Below are 26,625 nucleotides of genomic sequence, written 5' to 3'. Positions count from 1 at the left end.
ACGGGCGCCGGCGGGGTCGGTGGGCCCCCCCGGGGCCGCCGGCCGGCGGCCGCGGGCCGGCGCCGGGGGGCCCGGGGGGGGGCGCCCCCCCCCCCGGGGCCCCCCGGCCGTTCGGCATCGGCGTCGTGTCGCTCCCCGGCGGCGGGCGGAGCAGGGGCGCCCTCGCGGTGTGCAGCGGGAGCGGGGCCGGGGGCAGTACCGGAGAGCCGGCCCCGGGCGGTGCGGAATCTCCCTCCGGGTGCGCAATGGCATCCTGGACCCCGGGGCGGAAAAAGGGAGGACTGCGCAATGGCGATGAGCACGGCACAGACATCGGCCCGGCCCATGCGCGCCGACGCGCGCCGCAATTACGACCGGCTGCTGGGCGAGGCCCGTACCGCCTTCGCGGAACACGGCACCGACGCGTCCCTGGAGGACATCGCGCGGCGCGCGGGCGTGGGGATCGGCACGCTGTACCGGCACTTCCCGAACCGGCACGCGCTGATGAACGCCGTCTTCCAGGAAGCGCTGACCTCCCTGATCAACCGTTCCCGGGAGCTCGCCGGGGCCGAGCAGCCCTGCCGGGGCCTGGTGGAGTGGCTGGGCGCGATCATCACCCATGCGGGCGAGTACCGCGGGCTCGCCCAGGCGCTCATGTCGACGTCGCGGGACGAGACTTCCGCGTTGTCGCAGTGCAATGTGCCGCTGCGCGAGGCGGGGGCGGTGCTGCTGGAGCGGGCTCGGGCGAGCGGGGCCGTGCGGGCGGACGTGTCCATAGACGACCTGATGCAGCTGACGAACGCGATCGCGCTGGCCGCCGAACAGTCGCCGGACGACCCGGAGTTGGCGAGCCGACTGCTGATGCTGACCTTGCAGGGACTGAAGGGGCCGAACGCGGAGGCGAATTGAGCAGGCGGGGGTGGATGGCCGCGGGCGCCGCGGGGCCTTCATGCCGGGACTCGCCCCTGCGCCCGCCCCTGCCGTGGCCGGTGGCACCCACCCCGGTCGTCGATCACCGGAACGGCTTGATTCCGCCGGGTGCGGTGCGGAACGCACCCGCCGCGGGCGAACCGCACCCGCACCGCACGCTACCGGCGCCGCAGATCCGCCACTCTCGCCCGGTCCCCCTGGGCCTGCTCCGCGAGACCCGCCGCGCTGCGCAATTGCTGCGGTCCGGGCCCGCCGGGGCCGCCTGCACGTGTACGGCGCTGACCGGGCAGCGGCATGTCGCGGCGGGCCTGGCGGCTCGGGGGAACGGCTTCGGCCGGTGCGGGCCCGCTGCCCGCGCCGGCCACCGCGATCTGCACGCCCTGATCCGCCAGGGCCTGCAGTTCGGTGGCGGCACGGTCGTCGTGGCCGGGCGGCTCGTCCGTCACCAGGCGGGTGATCAGATCCGTCGGCACCGTCTGGAACATGGTGTCGGAGCCGAGTTTGGTGTGGTCCGCCAGGACCACCACCTCCGCCGCCGCCTGCACCAGGGCCCGGTCCACACTCGCCGAGAGCATGTTGGACGTGGAGAGGCCGCGCTCCGCCGTGAGCCCGCTCCCGGAGAGGAACGCGCGCGAGACCCGCAGCCCCTGGAGGGACTGCTCGGCACCACTGCCCACCAGGGCGTAGTTGGAGCCGCGCAGCGTTCCGCCGGTCATCACCACTTCCACCCGGTTGGCATGGGCCAACGCCTGGGCGACCAGAAGGGAGTTGGTGACGACGGTCAGACCGGGGATCCGCGCGAGCCGGCGGGCCAGCTCCTGCGTGGTCGTACCGGCACCGACGACGATGGCCTCGCCCTCTTCGACGAGACCGGCGGCGAGGTCGGCGATGGCCGTCTTCTCCGCGGTCGCGAGATGGGATTTCTGCGGAAAGCCGGACTCCCGCGTAAAACCGCCCGGCAGAACCGCACCGCCGTGCCGGCGGTCGAGGAGTCCTTCTGCCTCCAGTGCCCGCACGTCCCGCCGTACGGTCACTTCGGAGGTCTGGACGACGCGGGCGAGCTCACGGAGCGATACCGCCCCGTTGGCGCGCACCATTTCGAGGATCAACTGACGACGTTCTGCAGCGAACACGAAACTGACAGTAACGTGACCGCCCGAGTGTTTTCAGCAGTTTGCGCCGAATAAGAGAAGTTGTGCGTACAAGGGGTCGCCGAGTGGTAAGGGCGACCCCCTGGTTGTTCCGCACCGATCACCCGGCGGTCACCCGGCCGCCCGGCTTGCCGGGAGTCGCCGTGGAATGCCGGGTGTTGCCGGGCTCCGAGGCCTCTTACGCCTCGCCCGCGAGCTTGCGGGTGTGCAACTGGCGGGCCACTTCCGCGATCGATCCCGACAGGGAGGGATACACGGTGAAGGCGTTTGCGATCTGTTCGACCGTCAAATTGTTGTCGACCGCGATCGAGATCGGGTGAATCAGCTCGCTCGCCCGCGGGGCGACGACGCAGCCGCCGACCACGATCCCGGTGCCCGGCCGGCAGAAGATCTTGACGAAGCCGTCACGGATGCCCTGCATCTTGGCGCGCGGGTTGCGCAGCAGCGGCAGCTTGACCACCCGGGCGTCTATCCGGCCCGCGTCGACATCGGCCTGGGTGTAGCCGACGGTGGCGATCTCGGGGTCGGTGAAGACGTTCGAGGAGACCGTCTTCAGATTCAGCGGCGCCACCGCGTCGCCCAGGAAGTGGTACATCGCGATCCGGCCCTGCATGGCGGCGACCGAGGCGAGGGCGAAGATCCCGGTGACGTCACCGGCCGCGTAGACGCCGGGGGCGCTGGTGCGGGAGACCTTGTCGGTCCAGATGTGGCCGGACTCCTTGAGCCGGACCCCGGCCTCCTCCAGGCCCATGCCCGCGCTGTTCGGGATCGCGCCGACCGCCATCAGGCAGTGCGAACCGGAGATGACCCGGCCGTCGGCGAGAGTGACCTCGACCCGGTCGCCGACCCGCTTGGCCGCCTGGGCACGGGAGCGGGCCATGACGTTCATGCCGCGGCGACGGAAGACATCCTCCAGCACGGCGGCCGCGTCCGGGTCCTCGCCCGGCAGCACCCGGTCGCGGGACGAGACGAGGGTGACGCGCGAGCCGAGCGCCTGGTAGGCGCCCGCGAACTCGGCGCCCGTCACACCGGAGCCGACCACGATGAGCTCCTCGGGGAGCTCGTCGAGGTCGTAGACCTGGGTCCAGTTGAGAATGCGCTCGCCGTCGGGAAGCGCATCCGGAATCTCCCGGGGGTGGCCACCGGTCGCGATCAGCACGGCGTCGGCGGTGAGGGTCTCCTCCGTGCCGTCGGCGGCGGTCACGACGACCTGGCGGGAGCCGTCGGCGGCCTGGAGTCCTGCGAGGCGGCCCCGGCCCCGCATCACGCGCGCCCCCGCACGGGTGACGGAGGCGGTGATGTCGTGGGACTGGGCGAGCGCCAGGCGCTTCACCCGCCGGTTGACCTTGCCGAGGTCGACGCCGACGACGCGGGCCGCCCGCTCGATGTGCGGGGTGTCGTCCGCGACGATGATGCCCAACTCCTCGTACGAAGAGTCGAACGTGGTCATCACCTCGGCCGTCGCGATCAGGGTCTTCGAGGGCACGCAGTCGGTGAGCACGGACGCGCCGCCGAGGCCGTCGCAGTCGACGACGGTCACCTCCGCGCCGAGCTGGGCGCCCACCAACGCCGCCTCGTACCCGCCGGGTCCGCCGCCGATGATCACGATCCGGGTCACGAAAAGTCCGCCTCGCATGTGTCATCCCGCGGCCGTCCGCTGCCGCGGCCGGGGGTCCGGGGGGTCGCCCCGGGGAATGCAGTACGTACTTCATTGTCCCGCACGCGCCAAGGTGCTTCGCCCCGGGGCCCTCCATACGTGCGCCGGGGCGGGCGCGACGGGCGCCCGGAACGGGAAACGGAACCCCGTACGAGGTCTTCCTCACGGGAATCGACGTTCTCCCCACCACCTCCCGTACCCTCGAACCCATGTCGCTCTACGCCGCGTACGCCGGCAACCTCGACGCGCGGCTGATGACGCGCCGCGCACCGCATTCCCCGCTGCGCGGCACCGGCTGGCTCAACGGCTGGCGGCTGACCTTCGGCGGGGAGCAGATGGGCTGGGAAGGCGCGCTCGCCACGGTCGTGGAGGCCCCCCGTTCCCAGGTCTTCGTGGCGCTGTACGACATCGCGCCGATGGACGAGGACTCCATGGACCGGTGGGAGGGTGTCGGTCTGGACATCTACCGCCGGATGCGGGTGCGTGTGCACACCCTGGACGGCGAGGAGCCGGCCTGGATGTACGTGCTGAACGGGTACGAGGGCGGGCTGCCGTCCGCGCGCTATCTGGGCGAGATCGCGGATGCCGCGGAGTCCGCGGGTGCACCGCACGACTATGTGATGGAACTGCGCAAGCGGCCCTGCTGACGCCGCCGACCCGGCGGACCAGCACTTTTGTGTGAAAGTACGAGGAAGCTCATGCAGACTCTGCACATGGGCATCTACGCGCGTAGGGAATCACCGGTTACCCTCATCCGCGTGAACGCATCAGTTATTCCGGACAACATCCAGGGCGACCCGTACGCCGCCGCCGCCGACGCCGCCGCCCGCCTGCGCGAGCTGACCGGCGCCGAGACCCACGACGTCGCGCTCGTGATGGGTTCCGGCTGGGCACCCGCGGGCGATGCGCTCGGCACGCCGGAGGCCGAGTTCCCGGTGACCGACCTGCCCGGCTTCCCGGCGCCCGCCGTGCAGGGGCACGGCGGCACGATCCGCTCGTACCGGATCGGCGAGAAGCGTGCCCTGGTCTTCCTCGGCCGGACGCACTTCTACGAGGGCCGCGGCGTCGCCGCCGTCGCCCACGGGGTGCGTACCGCCGTCGCCGCGGGCTGCAAGACCGTCGTCCTGACGAACGGCTGCGGCGGTCTGCGCGAGGGCATGCGCCCCGGCCAGCCGGTCCTGATCAGCGACCACATCAACCTGACCGCGGCGTCCCCCATCATCGGTGCCAACTTCGTCGACCTGACCGATCTGTACTCGCCGCGGCTGCGCGCGCTGTGCAAGGAGGTCGACGAGACCCTCGAAGAGGGCGTGTACGTGCAGTTCCCCGGCCCGCACTACGAGACCCCGGCCGAGATCAACATGGTCCGCGTCATGGGCGGCGACCTGGTCGGCATGTCCACCGTGCTGGAGGCGATCGCCGCACGGGAGGCGGGGGCCGAGGTGCTGGGCATCTCCCTGGTCACCAACCTCGCGGCGGGACTGAGCGGCGAGCCGCTCAACCATGAAGAGGTGCTGCAGGCCGGACGTGACTCGGCCACGCGGATGGGGGCGTTGCTGGCTCGGGTGCTCGAACGGATCTGAGCGGATCCGGCGGTACCGGGGCGGGGTGCGATGCGGATGCGGCACACCCCGCCCCCTGCCCGCCCCCCTTCCCGTGACCCGCGGCGCCGCCCCGGACACCCGCTCCTCGAACGCCGGAAGGGCTCGGCCGTGACGAGCCCCACCCATCCCGCAGAAAGGCGGACACCGTGCAGCAGGACCTCATCGCGCAGGCCAGGACATGGCTCGCGGAGGACCCCGACCCCGAGACCCGCGACGAGCTCGCCAAGCTCGTCGCCGCCGAGGACCTCGACGAGCTCGCCGCACGGTTCGCGGGCACGCTGCAGTTCGGCACGGCCGGACTCCGCGGTGAGCTGGGCGCCGGACCGATGCGGATGAACCGCGCGGTCGTCATCCGTGCCGCGGCCGGGCTCGCCGCCTACCTGAAGGCCGGCGGGCAGGCCGGAGGTCTCGTCGTCATCGGATACGACGCCCGCTACAAGTCGGCCGACTTCGCCCGCGACACCGCGGCCGTGATGACCGGTGCGGGCCTGCGCGCCGCGGTGCTCCCCCGTCCGCTGCCCACGCCCGTGCTGGCGTACGCCGTACGGCACCTGGGCGCCGTCGCGGGCGTCGAGGTGACCGCCAGTCACAATCCGCCCCGCGACAACGGCTACAAGGTCTATCTCGGCGACGGCTCCCAGATCGTCCCCCCGGCGGACGGCGAGATCGCCGCCGCCATCGCCGCCGTCGGCCCGCTCGACGGCGTGCCCCGTCCCGACGACGGCTGGGAAGTCCTCGGCGAAGAGGTCCTGGACGCCTACCTGGCCCGTACGGACACCGTGCTCGCCGCCGGGTCGCCGCGTACCGCCCGCGTCGTGTACACGGCGATGCACGGAGTCGGCACGTCCGTGCTGACGGCCGCCTTCGACCGTGCCGGATTCCCCGCCCCGGTGCTCGTCGCCGAGCAGGCCGAGCCCGACCCGGCGTTCCCCACCGTCGCCTTCCCCAACCCGGAGGAGCCCGGCGCGATGGACCTCGCCTTCGCCACCGCGCGCCGTACGGACCCCGACATCGTCATCGCCAACGACCCGGACGCCGACCGCTGCGCCGTCGCCGTCCCGGACCCGGACGCCGACGGTGGCTGGCGGATGCTCCGCGGCGACGAGGTCGGCGCGCTGCTCGCCGCCCATCTGGTGGACCGCGGCGTGACCGGTGTCCTCGCCGAGTCGATCGTGTCCTCCTCGCTGCTCGGCCGGATCGCCGGGAAGGCGGGGCTCGGGTACGAGGAGACGCTCACCGGCTTCAAGTGGATCGCCCGCGTGGACGGTCTGCGGTACGGGTACGAGGAGGCGCTCGGCTACTGCGTCGACCCGGACGGCGTGCGCGACAAGGACGGCATCACGGCCGCGCTGCTCGTCGCCGAACTCGCCTCCGTGCTCAAGGAGCGGGGGCGTACGCTCCTCGATCTCCTCGACGACCTCGCGGTCGCCCACGGGCTGCACGCCACCGACCAGTTGTCGGTCCGGGTGGAGGATCTGTCGGTCATCGCGGACGCCATGCGGCGGCTGCGCGAACAGCCTCCGGCCGCGCTCGCGGGACTCGCCGTCACCTCGGCCGAGGATCTGTCCCGGGGCACCGAGCAGCTGCCGCCCACCGACGGTCTGCGCTACCGGCTCCAGGGCGCCCGGGTGATCGTCCGCCCGAGTGGCACCGAGCCGAAGCTCAAGTGCTACCTGGAGGTCGTGGTGCCGGTCGGTTCGGCGGCGGAGCTGCCCGCGGCCCGGGCGAAGGGTGCTCAGCTGCTCGCCGGGATCAAGCGGGACCTGGCGGCGGCAGCCGGGATCTGACACCGCGCCACCTCGTCGTCCGGGCCCGGGACCTGCCCGAGGTTCCGGGCCCAGTCGATCTGTGGGCCCGGAACTGGGTCCTGTGGCCCTCTCCGGATCGTTTCCACCGCTCCTACGCTGCCCCCGGCAGACGGGGGTCGGTCGAGCGGGTCGCGCAGGGGGGCTCACAGGCATGCGGACGAAGAGCGGGCATCGAAGAAGGACGGACCGGGGGCAGACCGGCGTCGAATACCTCGGTCTCATCACCCTGGTGACGCTGCTGGTCGGCGCCATCGCGACCACGACCGTCTCGACCGGGCTGAACGACGGCCTCGAAACAGCGCTGTGCCGGCTGGTGCAGGTCGCCGGGGGCGGTGGTTCCTGCGACTCTGACAACGTTGCCACAGCCGGGCAGGAGACGCCCGGCCCGCAGGAGCCGGAGTCGCCGGAGCCCGAACCCGGGGAACCGATCACTGCTCCGGCCCCGTCGGCGTCCCCCGCTCCGGACGACCCGGACGAGAAGGATCCGTTCCAGCCCGCCCGGTGCCTGCTGGCCGTGGACGACACGAAGGACACGGTGGTCGTCCAGATCCTGTTCATCAAGATCAGCCATTCCGAGCAGGTCAAACTCTCGCAGTGGTCCGACGGCTCGGTCACCCTGGAGCGGATGAGCACCACCGGTGGCGGCGTCTCGGGCTCGATCGGTGCGAGCATCCCCGGCCTGAAGAAGTGGGGCGGCGGCGCGTCGCTCAGCGGCAGCTACATACGCGGCAGCGGCAGCGGCGGGCAGTGGATGTTCAACGCGCACAGGACGGACGACCCGAACGCCGACCTCGCGGCCAACCTCGACGAGGCGAAGCAGTTCTCCGAGTACCTCAAGAAGGCGGAGAAATGCCGTAACAAGACCGGCCCCCGCGCCTCCGAACTGGGCATGATCTGCAGCTACTGGGCCGACAAGGACAAGCCCGACGTGGATCCGGAGCGCGCTCCGGACATCGACATCACCAAGACCACCACCGAGGCCTCGGGCGGTGTCGGCTTCGGCGGCAAGTACGCCAAGAACGACAAGGAGGTCGCGGCCCTGCGGAAGACCATCGCCGACGAGGTGACGAAGAACAACCCGGGCGTCAGGGGCGAGGCCCTCGACACGCTCATCAAGAACGCCCAGTCCAACAGCATCATCAAGGACGTGCCGGAGACCAGGAGCGTGGGCAACGTCTCCGCCGAGGGCGTGTCGGGCGCGCTCAGCGACGACGTGGTCGTCATGCGCCACAAGACCGGCCCGGACACCGGGAAGATCACCTTCGTCTACACCTTCTCGCTCAACGGCTCGATCGGTCCCGGCGGCCAGGCGAGCGGATCGCGGATGCAGCAGGTCGCCGTCACCTACGACGCCCAGGCGTACGACCGCGAGCAGAAGGCGGGAGAGGCGCACCATCCGCAGAAGATGAAGATCACCACGAGTCAGGAGAGCGGCGGCAACGAGGGGGTGTCGGTCGGCACGGGCGTCAACGCGGGCCCGGTGACCATCGACATCGGCGGAGGCGGCGGCGAGACGGAGTCGGATCTGCACACCGAGGTCGCCGAACTGGACCTCTCCGACGAGAAGGACAGCACCACGGCCGAGGACTGGCTGCGCGGACGCGGCAGCAACCCGGCCGACGAGGCGATGCCGTCGCCCTCCTCCCTGGCCGAGCCGCTGACGAAGGACGCGTCCGCGATACGGCGGCTGCTGCACGACAAGGGTCAGCTGCAGCGGCTGGACTACAAGGTCGACACGGACTGGTGGAACGCGTCGCTGGGCATCGGATTCGGTCTCTCCGCGGGCCGGTTCAATATCGGCTTCAAGCTCTTCGGGATCGACATCACCCACGAGCACCGGCAGCAGACCCTGACCGGCAACCCGACCTACGCGAGCGCGCCGGGGCCGGACGGCACGCGGCCGTGGAAGGACTTCACCAACTGCTCCCGCACCAGGCCCATCACCGCCTGAGCGGCCCCGGGGCCCGGCCGTGGTCGCCCGCGGCCGGGGCCGGGCGGTCACGGCCGGGGCCTCACCGGCCGATCGTTCCGGCCGTCACCGGCGGTGGCCCCGGCCGCCCGGTGTGGTGGCCGAGGGCCGCGTGCGGATCCCTGCTGCCGACGGGGGCATGGTCGGTGTGGACGGTCGCGGCGGTCAGCCGTGGAACCGCGTGGATCAGGGCATGCTCGGCGTCGACGGCCAGCGCATGCGCCTGGACGACTGTCAGGCGCGGACCGACCACGATGTCGGCCTCGGCGCGCAGGACATGGCCGATCCACCGCATCCGCAGCTGCCCGATGTCCAGGACCCCCTCCACACCGCGCAGCGCGCGCTCCGCGGCTTCGACGAAGGCGGGGTCGATCGAGTCCATCAGACGCCGGTAGATCTCGCGGGCGGCGTCCTTGAGCACGAGCAGGATGGCGAGAGTGATCAGCAGACCGACGACCGGGTCCGCCGCCCGCCATCCGAGTGCGGCGCCGCCCGCCCCCAGGAGGACGGCGAGCGAGGTGAAGCCGTCGGTACGGGCGTGCAGACCGTCGGCGACCAGCGCGGCGGAGCCGATCCTCCGGCCGGTCCGGATGCGGTGGCGGGCGACCCACTCATTGCCGGCGAACCCGGTCAGGGCAGCCGCGGAGACCGCCCACAGGTGGGTCATGGCACGGGGGTCGAGCAGCCGGTCGACGGCCACCCGGGCGGTCAGGACCGCGGACGCCGCGACGGTCGCCACGATGAGAACGCCGGCCAGGTCCTCGGCGCGGCCGTAGCCGTAGGTGTAGCGGCGGTTCGCCGCCCGCCGCCCGAGCACGAAGGCGATGCCCAGCGGGACGGCGGTCAGCGCGTCGCCCGCGTTGTGGATGGTGTCGCCGAGCAGCGCCACCGAGCCGGACAGGACGACGATCACGGCCTGGACCACGGTGGTCGCCCCCAGGACCGCCAGGGAGATCCACAGCGTGCGCATCCCCTCGCGGGAGGTCTCCATCACCGCGTCGACCTTGTCACCGGCTTCATGGCCGTGCGGCGTGAGCACATGGGCGAGCCGGTGCCGCAGCCCCGTCGGCGGCGCGCCTCCCGCCCCGTGCCGGTGCTCGGCGCCGGTGCGACCGGGCTCGTGAGGGTGGTGGTCGTCCGTACGAGTGTGCCGATTGCCCTCCATGACCTCACCGTGGCACAGGGAACCGATTGCGGCTACAGCCGTCATACGCCCCGTGACCAGGTGCGATGCCCTCGCATGTGCGGCTGGGGAGCGTATGGCCCGCCCCGCACCGGGGCGCACGGGGCGCTGCCCCAGGAGGCGCCCCGTGCGCCCCCGCCTCACGTCGCGTTCAGAGCGACCGTCGGGTGGAGACGGGAGGCGCGGATCGCCGGATAGAGGCCGGCGATCACTCCGATCAGGAGGGTGGCGGCCAGACCGCCCGCCAGGGACCAGGGCGGGACCACTGCCGTCCAGCCCTGGACCCGCGCGAAGCCGAACGTCGCCGCCGCGCCCAGCAGCGCGCCCGTCGCCCCGCCCAGGGCCGACAGCAGCAGCGACTCGGTCAGGAACTGGAGCCGGATCGCACCCCGGGTCGCGCCCAGCGAGCGGCGCAGGCCGATCTCCTGGCGGCGTTCCAGGACGGAGATGACCATGGTGTTGGCGACACCCACGCCGCCGACCAGCAGGGCCACCGCGCCCAGGCCGAGCATCAGGGTCGTCAGGCCCTCGTCGGTGGCGGCCTTGGCGGCCAGCGCGTCCGAGGGCCGGGAGACCTTGATGCCCATCTCGTTGCCGGGACTGATGCTGCGGGCCAGGATCGCCCGTACGTCCGGCACCGAGGCGTCCGTGGAACGCTCGAAGACGGTGGTGGGGTGGCCGTCGAAGCCGAAGTAGCGCTCGGCGGCGGGGAATCCGACCATGGCCACCCGGTCCAGGTTGGGTACCAGTTCGAGCGGTCGGAGGATGCCGACGACGACCACGCGGGTGTCGTTCATCATGATCGTCTCTCCGGTGCGGGTGATGCCGAGACGCTGCGCCGCCACCGCGCCGAGCACCGCCGTCGGGAGGCGTTCGCCGGCCGGGGTCAGCCAGACACCCTTGTCGACCTCGCCGCCGAGCGCGGCGAGCAGGTCGGTGCGGACCGCCTGGGCGGTGACGCCCGCGGTGCGCTCCTCGGGGACCACGTCGCTGCGGCGGATGCGGGCGTCGATGTCGGCGCTTGCCGTGGCGTGCTGCACCGGGCCGATGCGCTCGACCATCGCGACCGCGTTCCTGGGGAGCTTGATCTCCTGCCCCATGGCGTCCTTGCCCGCCTCGGCGGTGAGGAGGTTGGTACCGAGGCGGTCGAGACGGGCCATCAGATCCGCGCGGCTCGACTCGGACAGCCCGACGACCGCCACCATGGTCGCGATGCCGATGGCGATGCCGAGCGCCGAGAGCACCACGCGCGCACGCCGCGCGCGCAGGCCGACCGCGCCGACGCGCAGGACGTCGCGGGGGGAGAGGCGGGCGGGCCTGAGGTCGTTCTTCATGAACCGGCCTCTTCCGTAAGCGAGTCGAGGGGCTCTCCGGAGCGCGTGTCCGAAACGATCTCGCCGTCCCTGAAGCGGACCCGGCGCGGCAGCGAGTCCGCGATCTCGTTGTCGTGGGTGATCACGCAGACGGTGGTGCCGGACGCGTTCAGCTGGTGCAGCAGCTCCATGACGATCTCGCCGGAGGCGGTGTCCAGCGCCCCGGTCGGCTCGTCGGCCAGCAGCAGCCGGGGCTCCCCCACCAGGGCACGGGCGATGGCCACGCGCTGCTTCTCGCCGCCGGACAGCTCGTTCGGCGTGTGCGAGCGGCGGTGGTCCAGCCGCACCTCGGCGAGCGCCTCCCGCGCGCGGGCACGCCGTTCCTTCAGCGGGACGCCCGCGTACAGCAGCCCGTCGGCGACGTTGTCCACCGCGTCGCGCCCCGCCGCCAGGTGGAAGTGCTGGAAGACGAAGCCGATGTGGCGGGCGCGCAGGGCGGAGAGCCGGGAGTCGGAGAGCTCGGACACGTCGTAGCCGGCGATCCGGACGGTGCCCGTGGTGGGCTTGTCGAGCGTGCCCATGATGTTGAGCATCGTGGACTTGCCGGAGCCGGACGGGCCGACGACGGCGAGGAGTTCGCCCTCCTCGACGGTGAGGCTCACACCACGCAGGGCGTGGACGCCGCCGGGGTACGCCTTGCCGGCGTCCCGCAGTTCGATGACCGGGGCCGGGGTCATGACTTCGCCACTCCGACCTTCAGGCCCTCACGCACATCCGGTCCGGAGACCTCGATCTGCCCGTCGGCGGTCATGCCCGTCTCCACCCGTACCATCCTCGACGTGGCGCCCTCGACGACCTGGAGGCCGTAGCCGCCCTGCTCGCCGCGCAGCGCGACGACCGCCTCGACGGGGACCGCGAGGACCCCCTTGTGCGCCTCGCTGACGAACTTCACGCTCGACGGCGCCTTGGGGTCCTCGCCGGACGCGGCGCCCGCCCCGCCCTCCAGGACGACCTCGACGGTGATGCCGTCCTCGGCGACGGCGCCGCCCCCGGCCTCGGAGGCCTCGGGGCGCACCGTCCCGGCGACGTGGCCGGCCACGGTCTTCCCGCTCGGCAGGGTGACCTCGACCTTGGTGCCCCGTGAGGTGAGGGCGCCGTCGGTCTGGTCGAGCTGGGCCCGTACGACGGGCTTGGTGGAGGCGACCGTCAGGACCGTCCCGTCCGGGCCGACCTGGTCGGCGAGCGCCGCGTCGGCGGAGACCACCTTGACCGGGCCGGGCTGGAAGACGACGTCGCCCCTGCCGACCCTGCCGGTGGGGTCGCGGTTCAGGGACTTCTGCCACTGCTTGACGGCTGCCGCGGTGTCCTCGTCGTACCGGACGTCGACGTAGAGCCCCGATCCGTACCCCAGGTCACGCAGATTGCGCTCCAGCTGGAGCACGTCGCTGCCCCGGTCGCCGACCTTCATCTCGCGGAACATCGGGACCGGCCCGTAGAGGAGGGTGACGGGCTTGTCGTTCAGCTCGTACAGTGCCTGCCCCCTGGTCAGCGTCTTCCCTTCGGGGGCGGCGACCGTGACGGTGCCCTCGACGGCGGACTTGACGGCGCGGCGCTGCGCGAAGTCGAGCCGGCCGTCGACCGTCCTGGACTGCACGAGGTCGGTGCGTTCGACGGTCGCGGTGGCGGGGGGCAGGTCGCCGCCCCTCCCGGAGGCGCCCGCGTCGCCGCCGTCGCCGAGGGACAGGACGCCCCCGGCGACGGCGGCGGCGGTCACCGCGCCGAGGGCGACGAGTACGGAGCGGCGTTTCACTGCATGCCTTCCACGCTGTCGATCAGCTTCGACTGGCAGGCCTCGCGGGCCTTCTTGTACGACGGCGATCCGGGGTCGAGGACCGGGGACGCCGGGTTCGGGTCGCCGCCCGGCTGGGCGCGGCCGCCGCTCATGGTCGGGTTGGTGAACCGGGAGACGCCGTTGTCCCGCATGCACTTGGCGTGCGCGAGCAGCGACTCGTACCCCTTCTGTTCGTCGCGCTCGGGCTCGACGGCGAAGGCGGCCTGCATCTCGGGCGCGCAGACCTGGTTCTTCCCGCCCTTGTACGCCTCGTTCTGGCCCGGCCGGGAGGCGATCTTCTCGACCTTCACCCAGTCGAGATAGCCGCTGAGCTTGGGGTCGGGGAAGTCCTTGTAGCCGCCCTTGAGGCGCATGCACTGGACGTACTTCATCTGGGCGTCGTAGAAGGCGCTCTTGCCCGCGGGCGGGGCGCTCGGCCTGTCCGCGTCCTTCGTGGTGCCGGCCGTCGGCGGCTGCGGTACGTCGGCGATCGCTTCGTCCTTCCTCGTGCCGCCCGCACCGTCGTCCCCGCCGCCGCAGGCGACGGAGAGGGCGAGTACGGGCAGGGCCACGAGAACGGCCGTGCGCAGTCGGGCGGTGGTGCCGCGGTTCGTGCGGAGAAAGGTCATGTGCCGCACGCTCGCCGCCGCAGATGATGGCCCGTCCATGGCCGCATGATGAGAACGTAACAATGCCCCCGGCCTGCACATCCTCCTCCGTGCGCAGGAGACGGGAAGGGTCCTGGCGTGCCCATAATCGGCCCCATGCCGCATGTGTTGCTCATCGAGGACGACGCGTCCGTACGGGACGGGATGGAGCTCGTGCTGCGCCGGCACGGGTACGGCGTGGACACCGCCGCCACCGGCGAGCAGGCCCTCGCCCTGCTGGCCGGGGAGCCCGGCGCCCGAATCGAACTGGCCGTGCTGGACCTGATGCTGCCCGGCATGGACGGCTTCGAGGTGTGCCGTCGTATCCGCGCCCGTTCGGCGATCCTGCCGATCATCATGCTGACCGCGCGCGGCGACGACCAGGACATCGTGACGGGCCTGGAGGCGGGCGCCGACGACTACGTGGTCAAGCCGGTCACCGCCCCCGTCCTGGAGGCCCGCATCCGGGCCGCGCTGCGGCGCGCGGAACCGTCGGGGCAGGCGCAGGGGGCCGGCGCCGACCTCGCGGGGCTGGTGATCGACCGCGCCGGACTGACCGTCACCAAGCATGGCACCCCCGTTCCGCTGCCGCCCACCGAGCTGCGGCTGCTGCTGGAGCTCTCGGCCTCCCCCTGCCGGGTCTTCAGCCGCGAACAGCTCCTGGAGTCCGTCTGGGACCACACTTTCCTGGGCGACTCCCGGCTGGTGGACGCGGCCGTCGGCCGGCTGCGGGCCAAGCTGGAGGACGTACCGGCCAAGCCCCGCTACGTCCAGACGGTGCGGGGCTTCGGCTACCGCTTCGGGCCGCTGTGAGCCGTACGGACAGCGGCAGGCGTGGCGCCGCTGCGAAGGGGCGCACCCGGCGGCTGGTCGGCGGGCTGCGCACCCGGCTCGTCGTCACCTTCGTCGTCGTCGCCCTCATCAGCGCGGTGACCGCGACCGCCCTCGCCTACCGGGACGCCCGCACCGCCGTCCTCCAGCGCACCCAGAACGCGGCCGTGGACGATGTCCGGGAGCGGGTCACCTCCATCGCCGCCGACTTCGACGTACCGCCCGACCAGCGGACGCTGTCCCGGTTCGCGACGAAGGTCTCGGAAGGCATCGGCGCCCGCATCGTGGTCGTCCGCTACCAGGACCTCGTCGCAGTCTCCGACTCGCTGGCCGACACGGAGGGACGGATCACCGCCGAGCTGCGGGCCGCCGTGCGCGCCGGGGGCGGGGCCCGGTTCCAGCGGGTGGTGTGGCGGGGCGAGCCCTATCTGGTCGTCGGCATGCCGGTGCGGTACGCCGACGGGGACCGCCGTACCTCCGGCCTGGAGGTCTTCGCGATCACCGATCTGCGGGCCGAACGCGACGACACCGCCGCCCTGTTGGACTCCGTGCGGGCGGGCGTCGCACCGGTGGTGCTGCTCTCCGCCGTCCTGGCGCTGCTGGCCGCGGGAACGGTCCTTCGTCCGGTACGGAAGCTGGGCCGGGCCACCCGCGGGCTCGCGGCCGGAGACCTCGGCACCCGGGTCGCCGTCACCGGGCACGACGAACTGGCCGACCTGGCAAGGACGTTCAACGAGTCGGCGGACGCGCTCCAGGCCTCCGACGCGGAACTGCGCGAGCAGGAGGCGAAGGCACGCCGCTTCGTGGCGGACGTGTCGCACGAACTGCGCACGCCCCTCGCGGCGATGACGATGATGGCCACCGTCCTGGAGGAGGACGCCGACCAGCTTCCGCCGGACGCCGCGCGGGCGGCGCGTACCGTCGGCGCGGAGACGGCACGGCTGGCCCGGCTGGTCGAGGACCTGATGGAGATCTCACGCTTCGACGCCAAAGCGGTACGGCTGAACGCGACCGGGACGGACATCGCCGACACCGTGCGGGCCTCGCTGGCGCTGCGCGGCTGGACGGACCGGGTACGGACGCATCTCCAGGCGGACGTACGGGCCGTGGTCGACCGGCGGCGCATCGACGTGATCGTCGCGAATCTGGTGGGCAACGCGCTGCGGCACGGAGCCCCGCCGATCACGGTGACCCTCGGGACGGCCGTCGCGGCGGACGGTGAATGGGTGACGCTGGAGGTCGCCGACCACGGCACCGGACTGCCGCCGGGGGCCCGGGAGCGGGTCTTCGACCGGTTCTACAAGGCGGACGAGGCCCGCACGCGCGGCGCGGCCGAGGACGGCGGACGGGGCAGCGGCCTCGGCACGGCGATCGCACTGGAGAACGCGCGGCTGCACGGCGGCACGATCGACGTGGCCGACGGACCACAGGGCGGCGCGGTGTTCACGCTGCGGCTGCCCCTGCGACGTGCGGAGGAGGACGCGGAGTGAAGGTCCGGCAGGCAGTCGTGGTGGCCGCACTGGGAATCGCCCTCATGGGCTGCGGCGTCCAGCCGACCGGGGTGGTGGGCGCGGGAGAGTCCGCGTCCGGGCCGACGCGCGGATTCCGGCTGTACTTCGTGTCCGTCGGCGGACTGCGCGGGGTGCCCGTGCAGGACATGCGGATCAAGAACCTCGCCTCGGTGGTGAAGCTGCTCCTCCAGGGGCCGCCGCCCACCGCCCGGGGCGACGGGCTCACCTCGTACGTCGGGCTCCCCGGCTTCTCGGCGACCGGAACGGGCACCCGGGTCACGTTGCACCTCGACGGTCCCTATCCGGAGACGGGGCGCGACCAGGGGACGGGCCAGCTGGTGTGCACGCTGGCACGCGCCCAGTCCGTACTCGAACGGAAGGTCAGGACCGACGACGTGGAGGTCACCCTGCAGCCGTCCGAAGGCGCCGCGCTGGGCCCCTACCGGTGTGCGGACTTCCTCAACAGGTGAGGCGGGCAGGCGGGTTGACGGCGGTCGCGGTCGGGCGTCCGCGCCGCCGTCCGTGATCCGCACCGTCCCGTACCGCGCCATCGGCATGAAGCCGATGCCTCGGCCACCCGAACGGATCAAGTGCCGAGCGCATCGGCGAAGACACGGCACGGCGCACGGCCCGCGGGGCCGTGCCGACGCCCGTACCCGCTGGCAGCCGGATCAGGAGAGGAGTCCGGCGGCCCCCGCCCGGACCGTGTCAACGAACGACACGCCGCTTCCGGGGTGAGCGGGTGCCGGGAGGTCGCCCGGACAGGCGAACGGTGCATCAATTCACCTGCGCACAAAGGGTGCCGATGGGCCGTCGGATTGCACCTGAATGGCATACGGGTGGCCGTCGTCCCGGCCGGCGCCCCGGAATCAGCTTTTCGATACGCCCGATATGACAGGTATGAGGGGCGAAAGTACGTTCAGTCACGGGTCGACTGCGCAGCCGACCTCTCTGAGACAGGAGAAGTGACATGGCTAAACGTTCCACCGTGATCGTCGGCACGGTCGCAGCCGCCGCGGCCCTGATCGCCACCGGCAGCACCCTCACCTCGGCGGCCACCTCCGAGCCGGTCCAGGTGGCCCCGGCGGCCCCGGCACCCCCGATCGTCCAGCAGGCAGCCGCCCCCGCTCCCGCCCCCGCCCCCGCCCCCGCCGCCGGCGACAGCGGAAACGGCAATGGAGGCAGGGGCAACGAGGGCAGAGGCAACGGCGAGGGCCGGGGCGGCGACGAAGGAGGCTACGGCGGGGGCGGCCGGGGCGGCGACGAAGGAGGCTACGGCGGGGGCGGCGGAGGCGGGGGCCGGGGCGGCGACGAAGGAGGCTACGGCGGGGGTGGCGGCCGGGGCGGCGGCGGCGGGGGCTACGGCGAGGGCCGAGGCGGCGGCGGGGGCTACGGCGAGGGCCGCGAAAGGCGCGAGGGCAGGATCCACTTCAACGAGCGGACGTACTCCGCGACCCCCGGCGGCTGCATCACCGCCGCCAGCGGCCTCGGCTCCACGAGCTTCAACATCTTCAACGAGAGCCGCCGGACCGTCGAGGTCTTCAGCGGGGCGACCTGCGACAACGGCGCCCCTGTCGCCACCGTCGGACCGTACGGCGCCACCAATGGCGTGTTCCCGCAGCGCGTCGAAGGAGGCATCTTCGTCCCCAATGGAGTGGGGGGCAGCTTCCGGGTGGTCGAGGACGACTACTACGACTGGTGACCGGGCACGCCGCCCGCATGAGGTGACACGGACCCCGGCCCGCCGGAATCGGGCCGGGGTCCGTGCACGACCGGCCCCCGGAGCGGCTTCGACGACCAGGCCGCGATCGAACCCCTCATTAGGTAGACTGGTCTACCTAATACAGCAGAGGGGCAGGAATGACCGATCCGAAGGCCGGCACCGAGCAGCCGGTGAGGCGGCGACGCGGGGCCGCGCGAGGGCGGATCCTCGACGCCGCGGCGCGCCGGTTCTACGCCGACGGCGTCGCGGCGACAGGGATCGACACGATCACGGCCGAGGCCGGTGTGGCGAAGATGAGCCTCTACAACAACTTCGCCTCCAAGGCCGACCTGGTCTCCGCCTATCTCCAGGCCCGGCACGAGGAGTGGCTCGGCCTCTACGAGCGGCGCCTGGCCGGGACGCAGGACCCGAAGGAGGGCGTGCTCGCGGTCTTCGACGCCTACGCGGACCATGCCGAGCTCGCGTACGAGCACGGCTTCCGAGGATGCGGGCTGCTCAACGCCGCTGCAGAGCTGCCCAACGGACACGAGGGCCGGACGGTGGTGCGCCGGCACAAGGAGCAGGTCGAGGACCTGCTCGTCACCCATCTCCGGCAGCTGCTGCCCGGCCGGGACGAGCGGGTCCGCGCCATGGCGGAACACCTGGCGTTCCTCCTCGAAGGGGCCATCGTGCGCGCGGGCCTCGAAGGGGACGGCGTGCGCATGCGACGGGCACGCGACATGGCGGCCCGTCTGGTGGACGACCTGTGATCCGGCAGGCCGGGCGCGCCTCAGGACCCGGTGCGGGCGCGTTCGCCGTCCTGCTGGCCTCGGTGCTGTGGGGCACCACGGGCACCGCGGCCACCTTCGCGCCGCAGGTGGGGCCCCTGGCGATCGGCGCCGCGGCGATGGGACTGGGCGGCCTGCTGCAGGCACTCGTGGCCGGGCGCCGCATCGCGCGGGCCCGCGCGGGGCTCGGGTCGCAGTGGCGGACCGTGCTCGTCGGGGCATCCGGCGTGGCGCTGTACCCGCCGGCGTTCTACACCTCCATGCATCTGGCCGGTGTCGCGGCGGGGACGGTCGTCTCGATCGGCTCCGCCCCGCTGGCGTCGGCCTTGATCGAACGGATCGTCGACCGGCGGCGGCTGTCCCGGCGATGGATGGCCGGGGCCGCCCTGGGACTGGCCGGCACTGTGCTGCTGTGCGCGGCCGAGGCCGCGCGGGGCGGCTCCGCGACCGGCACGGGGTCCGCCGGGCGGACCGTCGTCGGCGTGGGGCTCGGGCTGGTCGCGGGCCTGACCTACGCCGTGTACGCGTGGGCGGCGCACCGTCTCATCACCCGCGGCATCGCCTCCCGCGCGGCCATGGGAGCGGTGTTCGGCCTGGGCGGGCTGATGCTCGTGCCCGTGCTGCCGGCCACCGGCGCGCCACTGGTCGCCTCCTGGACGAACGCGGGCGTCGGCCTCTACATGGCACTGGTGCCGATGTTCGCCGGGTACGTCCTGTTCGGGTTCGGCCTGGCCCGCATCCCCGTGAGCACCGCGACGACCCTGTCCCTGCTGGAGCCCGCCGTGGCGGCGGTGTTCGCGGTGCTGATCGTGGGCGAGCACCTGCCCGTCCTCGGCTGGACCGGGATCGCGCTCGTCATCGCCTGCCTCGGCGTACTGACCGTCCCCTCCCGGCCCCTTCGGACCCCGCGCCGCGTCACGGCGGGGCCGCCGACGACGGTTCCCGGGCGCCCGCGCCCCCTTCGGCGTCTTCGGACCGTGCCGCCGCCGACGGCCCGGCCGGCCGACGAGGGGTAGGGGTCGGACCGCAAGGAGGGTGGACGCCGGACCGGGATCGTCCCGGCCGCCCCTTCGACCGGCACCGGCAGCCGGCTCGCGGTCGACGGGTTGCCGGATCCGGGCTGGTGCGCGTGCTCCGTGCGGCAGCGATCAGAGTCCTGGGCGCCGCCCCGTGCGCACGCGCTCCGGCACCGCCTCAGCCGGTCGCGAACAGCACCACCAGCAGCACCGCGCCCACCACAGCCGGTGCGATCAGCTCGTAGGCCCAGCGCACCGAGACCGAGGACGGCGAGGCCTCCTGCGATTCCGCGGACTTCGCCGCGCCGGCGGCCGCACCCGTCTTCGCGCGCTCCACCAGCTCCCGCAGGTCCGCCATGATCCGGTCGGCCGTCGCCATGCGGGCCTTGCTGTCGCGGACGTCGGCGTGCACCGAGGTCCGGCCGTACGGGTCGTCCACGGACTGCCGGGACTGCCGCCGGGCCGCCCTCTTCCGCTGCCGCAGCGACACCGGCACCGCCCACATCTGGTACTTGGTGCCGCCCTCGGTGAACAGCTCGCTCGAATACCCGGCCCGCAGATCCGCGACCTCGGTCCACGGCACGGTGATCGTCCGGAACGGGTTGCGGATCCTGATCCGCCGGTCATTGGCGAACACGACGGGCCGCAACGTGAACGCCACGACCAGCGGCACCGCGGTCAGCATCCCGGCCAGCGCCAGCCACGGCACCCGTCCGTGGCCCCGCAGCGCGGCATCCCCGCCGATCCAGCAGATGAGCACAAGCAGCAGGACACCACCGACGACCCCGGCGGGCGACCGGAAGGTCCGGTCGGCGTAGGTCGGCTCGGCGGGTGGTGTGGGGCTCGTCATGGGCCCGATTCTGCCTGACGCGTGCGAGGGGTGCCGGGGCGCCCGCCCCCGTACCGCACTACGCTCGGACGACCTGGCCCCCTGTACAGGTCGCTACGCGCGTAGATATGCTCCTCTGGTGACCATGCCCACCACAGCTCCCGCATTCTCCGACGCGACCGCGTCCGACAGTGCGCTGCGCCGCTTCCTGCACGGGCTGCCCGGCGTCGACGCCGTCGGCCTCGAAGCGCGCGCCGCGTCCCTCGGAACCCGTTCGATCAAGACGACGGCCAAGGCGTACGCCATCGACCTGGCCATTTCGATGATCGACCTGACGACGCTGGAAGGCGCGGACACCCCGGGCAAGGTCCGGGCCCTCGCCGCCAAGGCCGTCCATCCCGACCCGCTCCGCTACGCTCCGCCCCGGCTCTCCTCCGACCCCGTGGATGCCGAGCCCGACCGCGCCACCCCGCGCACCGCGGCGGTCTGCGTCTACCCCGACATGGTGGCGACCGCGGTCGCCGCGCTGGCCGGTTCCGGCGTGAAGGTGGCGTCCGTGGCGACGGCCTTCCCGGCCGGCCGCGCCGCGCTCGACGTCAAGCTCGCGGACGTCCGCGACGCCGTGGCCGCCGGGGCCGACGAGATCGACATGGTGATCGACCGGGGCGCCTTCCTCTCCGGCCGGTACCTCAAGGTGTACGAGGAGATCCTCGCCGTGAAGGCGCAGTGCGCGCGGCCCGACGGCGCCGACGCCCGACTGAAGGTGATCTTCGAGACCGGCGAGCTGTCCACGTACGACAACATCCGCCGCGCCTCCTGGCTCGGCATGCTGGCGGGCGCGGACTTCATCAAGACGTCGACCGGCAAGGTCTCCACCAACGCCACGCCCGCGAACACCCTGCTGATGCTGGAGGCCGTGCGCGACTTCCGGGCGCAGACCGGCGTACAGATCGGCGTGAAGCCGGCCGGCGGCATCCGCACCTCCAAGGACGCGATCAAGTTCCTGGTGCTGGTGAACGAGACGGCGGGCGAGGACTGGCTGGACAACCACTGGTTCCGCTTCGGCGCCTCCAGCCTGCTGAACGATCTGCTGATGCAGCGCCAGAAGCTCAGCACCGGCCGCTACTCCGGCCCCGATTACGTGACGGTGGACTGATCCCCATGGCATCTGCATTCGAGTACGCACCCGCTCCGGAGTCGCGCTCGGTCGTCGACATCGCGCCCTCGTACGGCCTGTTCATCGACGGTGAGTTCACCGACGCGGCCGACGGCAAGGTCTTCAAGACCCTCTCGCCGAGCAGCGAGGAGGTGCTCTCCGAGGTCGCGCGGGCCGGCGCAGCGGACGTCGACCGGGCCGTGAAGGCCGCCCGCAAGGCGTTCGAGAAGTGGTCGGCGCTGCCCGGTTCCGAGCGCGCCAAGTACCTGTTCCGGATCGCCCGGATCATCCAGGAGCGCAGCCGCGAGCTCGCCGTTCTCGAAACCCTCGACAACGGCAAGCCGATCAAGGAGACCCGCGACGCGGACCTCCCCCTGGTCGCGGCGCACTTCTTCTACTACGCGGGCTGGGCCGACAAGCTGGACCACGCCGGGTTCGGCGCGAACCCCCGCCCCCTCGGCGTCGCGGGCCAGGTCATCCCCTGGAACTTCCCGCTCCTGATGCTTGCCTGGAAGATCGCGCCGGCGCTCGCCACCGGCAACACGGTGGTCCTCAAGCCCGCCGAGACGACCCCGCTCTCCGCGCTGTTCTTCGCGGACATCTGCCGCCAGGCCGGCCTGCCCAAGGGTGTCGTGAACATCCTCACCGGGTACGGGGACGCGGGCGCGGCGCTCGTCGAGCACGAGGACGTCGACAAGGTCGCCTTCACCGGGTCGACGGCGGTCGGCAAGGCCATCGCGCGCCAGGTCGCCGGCACGGACAAGAAGGTCACCCTCGAACTGGGCGGCAAGGGCGCCAACATCGTCTTCGACGACGCCCCGATCGACCAGGCCGTCGAGGGCATCGTCACCGGCATCTTCTTCAACCAGGGCCAGGTCTGCTGCGCGGGCTCGCGGCTGCTCGTGCAGGAGTCGATCCAGGACGAGCTGCTGGACGCGCTGAAGCGCCGGCTGTCGACGCTCCGGCTCGGCGACCCGCTGGACAAGAACACCGACATCGGCGCGATCAACTCCGCGGAGCAGCTCGTCCGGATCACCGCGCTCGTCGGGACGGGCGAGGCGGAGGGCGCCGAACGCTGGTCCGCCCCCTGCGAACTCCCCTCCTCCGGCTACTGGTTCGCCCCGACGCTGTTCACGAACGTCACCCAGGCGCACACCATCGCCCGTGACGAGATCTTCGGCCCGGTGCTGTCCGTGCTGTCGTTCCGCACGCCCGACGAGGCCGTCGCCAAGGCCAACAACAGCCAGTACGGCCTCTCGGCCGGCATCTGGACGGAGAAGGGCTCCCGCATCCTCGCGGTGGCGAGCAAGCTCCGGGCGGGTGTCGTCTGGGCCAACACGTTCAACAAGTTCGACCCGACCTCGCCCTTCGGCGGCTACAAGGAGTCGGGCTTCGGCCGCGAAGGCGGCCGTCACGGCCTGGAGGCGTACCTCGATGTCCGATAACCGTCTGAGCGTCTTCAAGACCTACAAGCTGTACGTCGGGGGCAAGTTCCCCCGCTCCGAGAGCGGCCGGGTGTACGAGGTGACGGACTCCAAGGGCAAGTGGCTGGCGAACGCCCCCCGGTCCTCCCGCAAGGACGCGCGGGACGCGGTCGTGGCCGCCCGCAAGGCGTTCGGCGGCTGGTCGGGCGCGACGGCGTACAACCGCGGCCAGATCCTCTACCGCGTCGCGGAGATGCTGGAGGGCCGCAAGGAGCAGTTCGTACGCGAAGTGGCGGACGCGGAGGGCCTGTCGAAGTCCAAGGCGGCGGCCGCCGTGGACGCGGCCATCGACCGCTGGGTCTGGTACGCGGGGTGGACCGACAAGATCGGCCAGGTCGTGGGCGGGGCCAACCCGGTCGCGGGCCCGTTCTTCAACCTGTCCACGCCCGAGCCGACCGGTGTGGTCGCGGTGCTGGCGCCGCAGAAGTCGTCGTTCCTGGGGCTGGTCTCGGTGATCGCCCCGGTGATCGCGACCGGCAACACGGCGGTCGTCGTCGCCTCGGCGGACTCCCCCCTCCCGGCCCTGTCCCTGGGCGAGGTGCTGGCCACCTCCGACCTGCCGGGCGGCGTGGTGAACATCCTGTCCGGAGGGACGGCGGAGATCGCGACACCGCTGGCGTCCCACCAGGACGTGAACGCCATCGACCTCACGGGCGCGGACGCGGCGCTGGCGAAGGAGCTGGAGAGCGCGGCTGCGGACAACCTGAAGCGGGTGCTCCGCGCGCGGGCCGCGGACGAGGACGGCGCCACCGACTGGTCGGCCGATCCCGGCACCCACCGCCTGACGGCCTTCCTGGAGACGAAGACGGTCTGGCACCCCACGGGTGCGCTGGGCGTCTCGGGCTCCTCGTACTGAGCCGTACGAACGCGGCCCGCTCCCCCGGAATCCCCGGGGGAGCGGGCCGCGCCCATGTGCGCGCGCTTCTCAGCCGTGCAGCGCTCCTGCCACCTGCCCGACCACCGGGAGGTCCTTCAGCGCGCCGCCGCTGGTCACCGGGTCGGTGACGGCGGCCGTGGAGAGCGGCTTGAAGTCGGCGATCTGCGTCCCCACCGCGTTGTCCAGCGGGTCCGTGCCCGTCCCGGCCAGCGGGTCGAGCCGGAGATGCGTGACCGGTGCGATGCCGCTCCTGAGCGACTGCCCGACCGCTCCGGTCACCGCGCCGCCGGCCGCCTTCGAGACCTCGTCGAGGCTGCTGCCGGTGTCTGCGGCCTGAGCGAGGGGCAGCGGCGCCGCCTGGGCCGCCGCACCCCCTGCGCCGAGTGCGGCGCCCACCGCGGTGACGGTCAGACCGGCCCGCAGCAGGGTGCGGCGCCGGGACTTGGAATGTGCGTGACGTGCCATGGAATTCCCACCTGATCGAGACGATCGAGTAACCATTCAGGTACGCAGAGTAGTTGAGGTGTGATGCTCGATACCAACCCGACCTCCGGGGGATCCCCTGCGCGGGTCAATGCCTCAGACTCGTGTCCTGTGAATTCCCAACCTCCCCCGACCCGCGTCGTGCTGCTCGCGGGCCCTTCCGGCTCCGGCAAGTCCTCCCTGGCCGCCCGCACCGACCTTCCGGTGCTGCGGCTGGACGACTTCTACAAGGAGGGCGACGACCCCACCCTGCCGCTCGTTCCGGGCAGCTCGGACATCGACTGGGACTCCGCACAGTCCTGGGACGCCGATGCGGCGGTGGCCGCGATCACGGAGCTGTGCCGCACGGGGCGCACCGATGTCCCGGTGTACGACATCGCCACGAGCTCCCGTGTCGACCGGGAGGCCTTCCACATCCAGCGCACCCCGCTGTTCGTGGCCGAGGGCATCTTCGCGGCGGACATCGTCGAACGGTGCCAGGAGCTGGGCGTCCTCGCGGACGCGCTGTGCCTGCGCGGTCGTCCGACGACGACATTCCGCCGACGGCTGCTGCGGGATCTGCGCGAGGGGCGCAAGTCGGTGCCGTTCCTGCTGCGGCGGGGGTGGCGGCTGATGCGGGCGGAGCGGCGGATCGTGGCGCGGCAGACGGCGCTGGGCGCGTATCCGTGCGGCAAGGAGGAGGCGCTGGGGCGGCTGGCCGCCGCCGCTGCGGGCCGGTGCCGACGGGCGTCCGCGGCACGGGGGACGGCGTAGCGGGAGCGCAGGGGACGTCCGGCCTCGGGCGCGTTCCCCTGCCCCGGCCCTTCCCGTGGCCGGGGCTCCGCCCGGGATCCCACGCCCCGTCACCCCGGCGGGCCGGGGCATGACGACGGGGTCGGACGGGCCCCCAGCCCGTCCGACCCCGCAGCACTTCCCCCGTGCACCGCCGCCTCCCCCGAAGCAGCGGCCCCCCTCGTCCCCCGTACCCCTCAGGCCACCAGCTCGCCGAAGGACTCCTCCTCGTCACGGCCGAAGCTGAGGACCTCGTCCTCGCGCAGCCGGCGGAGCGACCGCCAGATGCTGGACTTCACCGTGCCGACACTGATGTCGAGGATGGCCGCGATCTCCGGGTCGGTGCGGCCCTCGTAGTAACGCAGGACCAGCATCGTGCGCTGGAGTTCCGGCAGTCGCGCCAGCGCCTGCCAGAGCACGGCGCGCAGTTCCGTGCCGCGCATCGCGTCCGTGTCGCCCGCCGTCTCCGGCAGCTCCTCGGTCGGGTACTCGTTGAGCTTGCGCCTGCGCCAGGCGCTGATGTGCAGATTGGTCATGGTGCGGCGCAGATAACCGCCGACCGCCGCCTTGTCACTGATCCGGTCCCACGCCCGGTAGGTCGAGAAGAGGGCGCTCTGCAGCAGGTCCTCGGCCTCGAACCGGTCTCCGGTCAGGTGATAGGCGGTTGCGTACAGGGAGGCGCGGCGCTCCCGGACGTAGGCCGTGAACGCCGTTTCGGCGTCCTCGACCTGCGCCGGGGCCTTCCGCTCCCCGGTGACCTCCCCGTACGCGGCTCCCCCGTTGCTTCCCCCGCCGTTTCCCCCGTTGCCCCCCACGGACGCGTCGATCACCGTCATGTACGACGTGTGCTGACGCCCGGCGCCCCGAACGCATCCCCGCCCGCCGCCGAGCTCTCGGCTCCGCTCGAGCAGGGAGGCGCCCCCCACGGCACCGGATTTCTCGGTGCTCCGGCCGACATCGTGGAGACGCGTGACAACTGCGCTTGCGGTGGTGCTGTGAGTTGCGTTCATCCTGCGCCCCCCATCGGTGGAGTCCGTCCGTTCCTTGTGCCAATGAGCTTGCCGGGGCAGTTTCATCGGGCTGTCCTCCGACTGTCACAGCCCTG

Annotated in this window: 25 protein-coding genes; 15 read left to right on the top strand and 10 right to left on the bottom strand. The window is 72.4% G+C overall.

The annotated features are described in order from the left end of the window. The first annotated feature begins 288 nt into the window (after nt 1–288). Nucleotides 289–888 carry a TetR/AcrR family transcriptional regulator gene (locus ACIRP2_RS10245; protein WP_404248395.1) on the top strand — a complete coding sequence of 200 codons (600 nt, stop codon included), beginning with the start codon at nt 289–291 and terminating at the stop codon, nt 886–888. Between the two features lie 179 nt (nt 889–1,067). Here ACIRP2_RS10245 and ACIRP2_RS10240 read toward each other — a convergent pair whose 3' ends face one another. Together ACIRP2_RS10240 and ACIRP2_RS10235 are read right to left on the bottom strand one after the other, a co-directional pair. Beyond that, nucleotides 1,068–2,042 (bottom strand): DeoR/GlpR family DNA-binding transcription regulator, encoded by a 975-nt coding sequence (locus ACIRP2_RS10240; protein WP_404248393.1) that lies wholly within the window; start codon nt 2,040–2,042, stop codon nt 1,068–1,070. A 196-nt stretch (nt 2,043–2,238) separates the two neighbouring features. Beyond that, on the bottom strand, nt 2,239–3,678 hold the full coding sequence (locus ACIRP2_RS10235; RefSeq protein ID WP_404249442.1) for an NAD(P)H-quinone dehydrogenase: 1,440 nt from the start codon (nt 3,676–3,678) through the stop codon (nt 2,239–2,241). A gap of 248 nt (nt 3,679–3,926) precedes the next feature. Between ACIRP2_RS10235 and ACIRP2_RS10230 the strand changes: the two genes are divergently transcribed. The 4 genes from ACIRP2_RS10230 (at nt 3,927) to ACIRP2_RS10215 (ending at nt 9,080) form a co-directional block, all read left to right on the top strand. Further along, nucleotides 3,927–4,364 (top strand): gamma-glutamylcyclotransferase, encoded by a 438-nt coding sequence (locus tag ACIRP2_RS10230; protein WP_351082125.1) that lies wholly within the window; start codon nt 3,927–3,929, stop codon nt 4,362–4,364. A 111-nt stretch (nt 4,365–4,475) separates the two neighbouring features. Further along, nucleotides 4,476–5,300, top strand: a complete 825-nt coding sequence (locus ACIRP2_RS10225; protein ID WP_266358490.1) for a purine-nucleoside phosphorylase — start codon at nt 4,476–4,478, stop codon at nt 5,298–5,300. 167 nt (nt 5,301–5,467) lie between these two features. Next, nucleotides 5,468–7,108 (top strand): phospho-sugar mutase, encoded by a 1,641-nt coding sequence (locus tag ACIRP2_RS10220; RefSeq protein WP_404248390.1) that lies wholly within the window; start codon nt 5,468–5,470, stop codon nt 7,106–7,108. Nucleotides 7,109–7,280: 172 nt separating this feature from the next. Next, the gene (locus ACIRP2_RS10215; RefSeq protein WP_404248388.1) at nt 7,281–9,080 is read left to right on the top strand and encodes a hypothetical protein; all 1,800 of its coding nucleotides are present in this window, start codon (nt 7,281–7,283) and stop codon (nt 9,078–9,080) included. Between the two features lie 61 nt (nt 9,081–9,141). On the opposite strand, the gene ACIRP2_RS10210 is transcribed toward ACIRP2_RS10215, so the two are convergent. The 5 genes from ACIRP2_RS10210 to ACIRP2_RS10190 form a co-directional block, all read right to left on the bottom strand. Beyond that, nucleotides 9,142–10,263, bottom strand: coding sequence for a cation diffusion facilitator family transporter (locus tag ACIRP2_RS10210; RefSeq protein WP_404248386.1), 1,122 nt, complete (start codon nt 10,261–10,263; stop codon nt 9,142–9,144). 158 nt (nt 10,264–10,421) lie between these two features. Further along, nucleotides 10,422–11,615 carry an ABC transporter permease gene (locus ACIRP2_RS10205; protein ID WP_404248384.1) on the bottom strand — a complete coding sequence of 398 codons (1,194 nt, stop codon included), beginning with the start codon at nt 11,613–11,615 and terminating at the stop codon, nt 10,422–10,424. Further along, on the bottom strand, nt 11,612–12,331 hold the full coding sequence (locus ACIRP2_RS10200; RefSeq protein ID WP_404248382.1) for an ABC transporter ATP-binding protein: 720 nt from the start codon (nt 12,329–12,331) through the stop codon (nt 11,612–11,614). Before ACIRP2_RS10200 ends, ACIRP2_RS10205 begins: the two co-directional genes overlap by 4 nt. Further along, nucleotides 12,328–13,404 (bottom strand): peptidoglycan-binding protein, encoded by a 1,077-nt coding sequence (locus ACIRP2_RS10195; protein ID WP_404248380.1) that lies wholly within the window; start codon nt 13,402–13,404, stop codon nt 12,328–12,330. The genes ACIRP2_RS10200 and ACIRP2_RS10195 overlap by 4 nt, the downstream gene beginning before the upstream one ends. Continuing rightward, nucleotides 13,401–14,054, bottom strand: a complete 654-nt coding sequence (locus ACIRP2_RS10190; RefSeq protein WP_404248378.1) for a hypothetical protein — start codon at nt 14,052–14,054, stop codon at nt 13,401–13,403. The genes ACIRP2_RS10195 and ACIRP2_RS10190 overlap by 4 nt, the downstream gene beginning before the upstream one ends. A 135-nt stretch (nt 14,055–14,189) precedes the next feature. Between ACIRP2_RS10190 and ACIRP2_RS10185 the strand changes: the two genes are divergently transcribed. The 6 genes from ACIRP2_RS10185 (at nt 14,190) to ACIRP2_RS10160 (ending at nt 19,920) form a co-directional block, all read left to right on the top strand. Then, nucleotides 14,190–14,885, top strand: coding sequence for a response regulator (locus ACIRP2_RS10185; protein ID WP_404248376.1), 696 nt, complete (start codon nt 14,190–14,192; stop codon nt 14,883–14,885). After that, complete coding sequence (locus ACIRP2_RS10180) at nt 14,882–16,393, top strand: ATP-binding protein (protein ID WP_404248374.1); 1,512 nt, start codon at nt 14,882–14,884, stop codon at nt 16,391–16,393. Before ACIRP2_RS10185 ends, ACIRP2_RS10180 begins: the two co-directional genes overlap by 4 nt. Continuing rightward, nucleotides 16,390–16,884: a hypothetical protein gene (locus ACIRP2_RS10175; protein ID WP_404248373.1), complete on the top strand. Its 495-nt coding sequence runs from the start codon at nt 16,390–16,392 to the stop codon at nt 16,882–16,884. The genes ACIRP2_RS10180 and ACIRP2_RS10175 overlap by 4 nt, the downstream gene beginning before the upstream one ends. Nucleotides 16,885–17,384: 500 nt before the next feature. Continuing rightward, nucleotides 17,385–18,116 carry a hypothetical protein gene (locus ACIRP2_RS10170; RefSeq protein ID WP_404248372.1) on the top strand — a complete coding sequence of 244 codons (732 nt, stop codon included), beginning with the start codon at nt 17,385–17,387 and terminating at the stop codon, nt 18,114–18,116. A gap of 158 nt (nt 18,117–18,274) precedes the next feature. Then, the gene (locus ACIRP2_RS10165) at nt 18,275–18,886 is read left to right on the top strand and encodes a TetR/AcrR family transcriptional regulator (protein WP_404248370.1); all 612 of its coding nucleotides are present in this window, start codon (nt 18,275–18,277) and stop codon (nt 18,884–18,886) included. Next, entirely contained in the window at nt 18,883–19,920 is a 1,038-nt protein-coding gene (locus ACIRP2_RS10160) for a DMT family transporter (RefSeq protein WP_404248368.1), read from the top strand. Before ACIRP2_RS10165 ends, ACIRP2_RS10160 begins: the two co-directional genes overlap by 4 nt. Before the next feature lie 178 nt (nt 19,921–20,098). Here the strand turns inward: ACIRP2_RS10160 and ACIRP2_RS10155 are convergent, their stop codons facing one another. After that, complete coding sequence (locus ACIRP2_RS10155) at nt 20,099–20,770, bottom strand: PH domain-containing protein (protein WP_404248366.1); 672 nt, start codon at nt 20,768–20,770, stop codon at nt 20,099–20,101. A 124-nt stretch (nt 20,771–20,894) separates the two neighbouring features. On the opposite strand from ACIRP2_RS10155, the gene deoC reads away from it, so the two are divergent. Genes deoC through ACIRP2_RS10140 form a run of 3 tightly spaced genes read left to right on the top strand, consistent with a single transcriptional unit; the run spans nt 20,895 to nt 24,245 of the window. Next, on the top strand, nt 20,895–21,905 hold the full coding sequence (gene deoC / locus ACIRP2_RS10150) for a deoxyribose-phosphate aldolase (protein ID WP_404249440.1): 1,011 nt from the start codon (nt 20,895–20,897) through the stop codon (nt 21,903–21,905). A gap of 5 nt (nt 21,906–21,910) precedes the next feature. Next, on the top strand, nt 21,911–23,350 hold the full coding sequence (locus ACIRP2_RS10145; protein WP_404248364.1) for an aldehyde dehydrogenase family protein: 1,440 nt from the start codon (nt 21,911–21,913) through the stop codon (nt 23,348–23,350). Further along, nucleotides 23,340–24,245, top strand: a complete 906-nt coding sequence (locus tag ACIRP2_RS10140; protein ID WP_404248362.1) for an aldehyde dehydrogenase family protein — start codon at nt 23,340–23,342, stop codon at nt 24,243–24,245. The genes ACIRP2_RS10145 and ACIRP2_RS10140 overlap by 11 nt, the downstream gene beginning before the upstream one ends. Before the next feature lie 69 nt (nt 24,246–24,314). Here the strand turns inward: ACIRP2_RS10140 and ACIRP2_RS10135 are convergent, their stop codons facing one another. Then, nucleotides 24,315–24,731 carry a hypothetical protein gene (locus tag ACIRP2_RS10135; RefSeq protein ID WP_404248360.1) on the bottom strand — a complete coding sequence of 139 codons (417 nt, stop codon included), beginning with the start codon at nt 24,729–24,731 and terminating at the stop codon, nt 24,315–24,317. Between the two features lie 63 nt (nt 24,732–24,794). Here ACIRP2_RS10135 and ACIRP2_RS10130 point away from each other — a divergent pair, with 63 nt between their 5' ends. Beyond that, complete coding sequence (locus ACIRP2_RS10130) at nt 24,795–25,502, top strand: uridine kinase (protein WP_404248358.1); 708 nt, start codon at nt 24,795–24,797, stop codon at nt 25,500–25,502. A gap of 215 nt (nt 25,503–25,717) precedes the next feature. Here the strand turns inward: ACIRP2_RS10130 and ACIRP2_RS10125 are convergent, their stop codons facing one another. Continuing rightward, nucleotides 25,718–26,530, bottom strand: coding sequence for a SigE family RNA polymerase sigma factor (locus tag ACIRP2_RS10125; protein WP_391739026.1), 813 nt, complete (start codon nt 26,528–26,530; stop codon nt 25,718–25,720). Nucleotides 26,531–26,625: the final 95 nt, after the last annotated feature.

The organism is Streptomyces sp. NPDC101194 (assembly GCF_044767885.1).
GTDB lineage: Bacteria > Actinomycetota > Actinomycetes > Streptomycetales > Streptomycetaceae > Streptomyces.
The sequence above is the reverse complement of the archived record's forward strand: the minus strand, read 5'-3'. Positions and strand labels throughout refer to the sequence as shown.

What these genes read in the sequence shown, in the direction of transcription:
- ACIRP2_RS10245 (WP_404248395.1), top strand. Translation starts at nt 289, where the DNA reads ATGGCGATGAGCACGGCACAGACATCGGCCCGGCCCATGCGCGCCGAC.
- ACIRP2_RS10230 (WP_351082125.1), top strand. Translation starts at nt 3,927, where the DNA reads ATGTCGCTCTACGCCGCGTACGCCGGCAACCTCGACGCGCGGCTGATG.
- ACIRP2_RS10215 (WP_404248388.1), top strand. Translation starts at nt 7,281, where the DNA reads ATGCGGACGAAGAGCGGGCATCGAAGAAGGACGGACCGGGGGCAGACC.
- ACIRP2_RS10210 (WP_404248386.1), bottom strand. Translation starts at nt 10,263, where the DNA reads ATGGAGGGCAATCGGCACACTCGTACGGACGACCACCACCCTCACGAG.
- ACIRP2_RS10205 (WP_404248384.1), bottom strand. Translation starts at nt 11,615, where the DNA reads ATGAAGAACGACCTCAGGCCCGCCCGCCTCTCCCCCCGCGACGTCCTG.
- ACIRP2_RS10200 (WP_404248382.1), bottom strand. Translation starts at nt 12,331, where the DNA reads ATGACCCCGGCCCCGGTCATCGAACTGCGGGACGCCGGCAAGGCGTAC.
- ACIRP2_RS10190 (WP_404248378.1), bottom strand. Translation starts at nt 14,054, where the DNA reads ATGACCTTTCTCCGCACGAACCGCGGCACCACCGCCCGACTGCGCACG.
- ACIRP2_RS10185 (WP_404248376.1), top strand. Translation starts at nt 14,190, where the DNA reads ATGCCGCATGTGTTGCTCATCGAGGACGACGCGTCCGTACGGGACGGG.
- ACIRP2_RS10170 (WP_404248372.1), top strand. Translation starts at nt 17,385, where the DNA reads ATGGCTAAACGTTCCACCGTGATCGTCGGCACGGTCGCAGCCGCCGCG.
- ACIRP2_RS10165 (WP_404248370.1), top strand. Translation starts at nt 18,275, where the DNA reads ATGACCGATCCGAAGGCCGGCACCGAGCAGCCGGTGAGGCGGCGACGC.
- ACIRP2_RS10155 (WP_404248366.1), bottom strand. Translation starts at nt 20,770, where the DNA reads ATGACGAGCCCCACACCACCCGCCGAGCCGACCTACGCCGACCGGACC.
- deoC (WP_404249440.1), top strand. Translation starts at nt 20,895, where the DNA reads ATGCCCACCACAGCTCCCGCATTCTCCGACGCGACCGCGTCCGACAGT.
- ACIRP2_RS10145 (WP_404248364.1), top strand. Translation starts at nt 21,911, where the DNA reads ATGGCATCTGCATTCGAGTACGCACCCGCTCCGGAGTCGCGCTCGGTC.
- ACIRP2_RS10140 (WP_404248362.1), top strand. Translation starts at nt 23,340, where the DNA reads ATGTCCGATAACCGTCTGAGCGTCTTCAAGACCTACAAGCTGTACGTC.
- ACIRP2_RS10135 (WP_404248360.1), bottom strand. Translation starts at nt 24,731, where the DNA reads ATGGCACGTCACGCACATTCCAAGTCCCGGCGCCGCACCCTGCTGCGG.
- ACIRP2_RS10130 (WP_404248358.1), top strand. Translation starts at nt 24,795, where the DNA reads ATGCTCGATACCAACCCGACCTCCGGGGGATCCCCTGCGCGGGTCAAT.
- ACIRP2_RS10125 (WP_391739026.1), bottom strand. Translation starts at nt 26,530, where the DNA reads ATGAACGCAACTCACAGCACCACCGCAAGCGCAGTTGTCACGCGTCTC.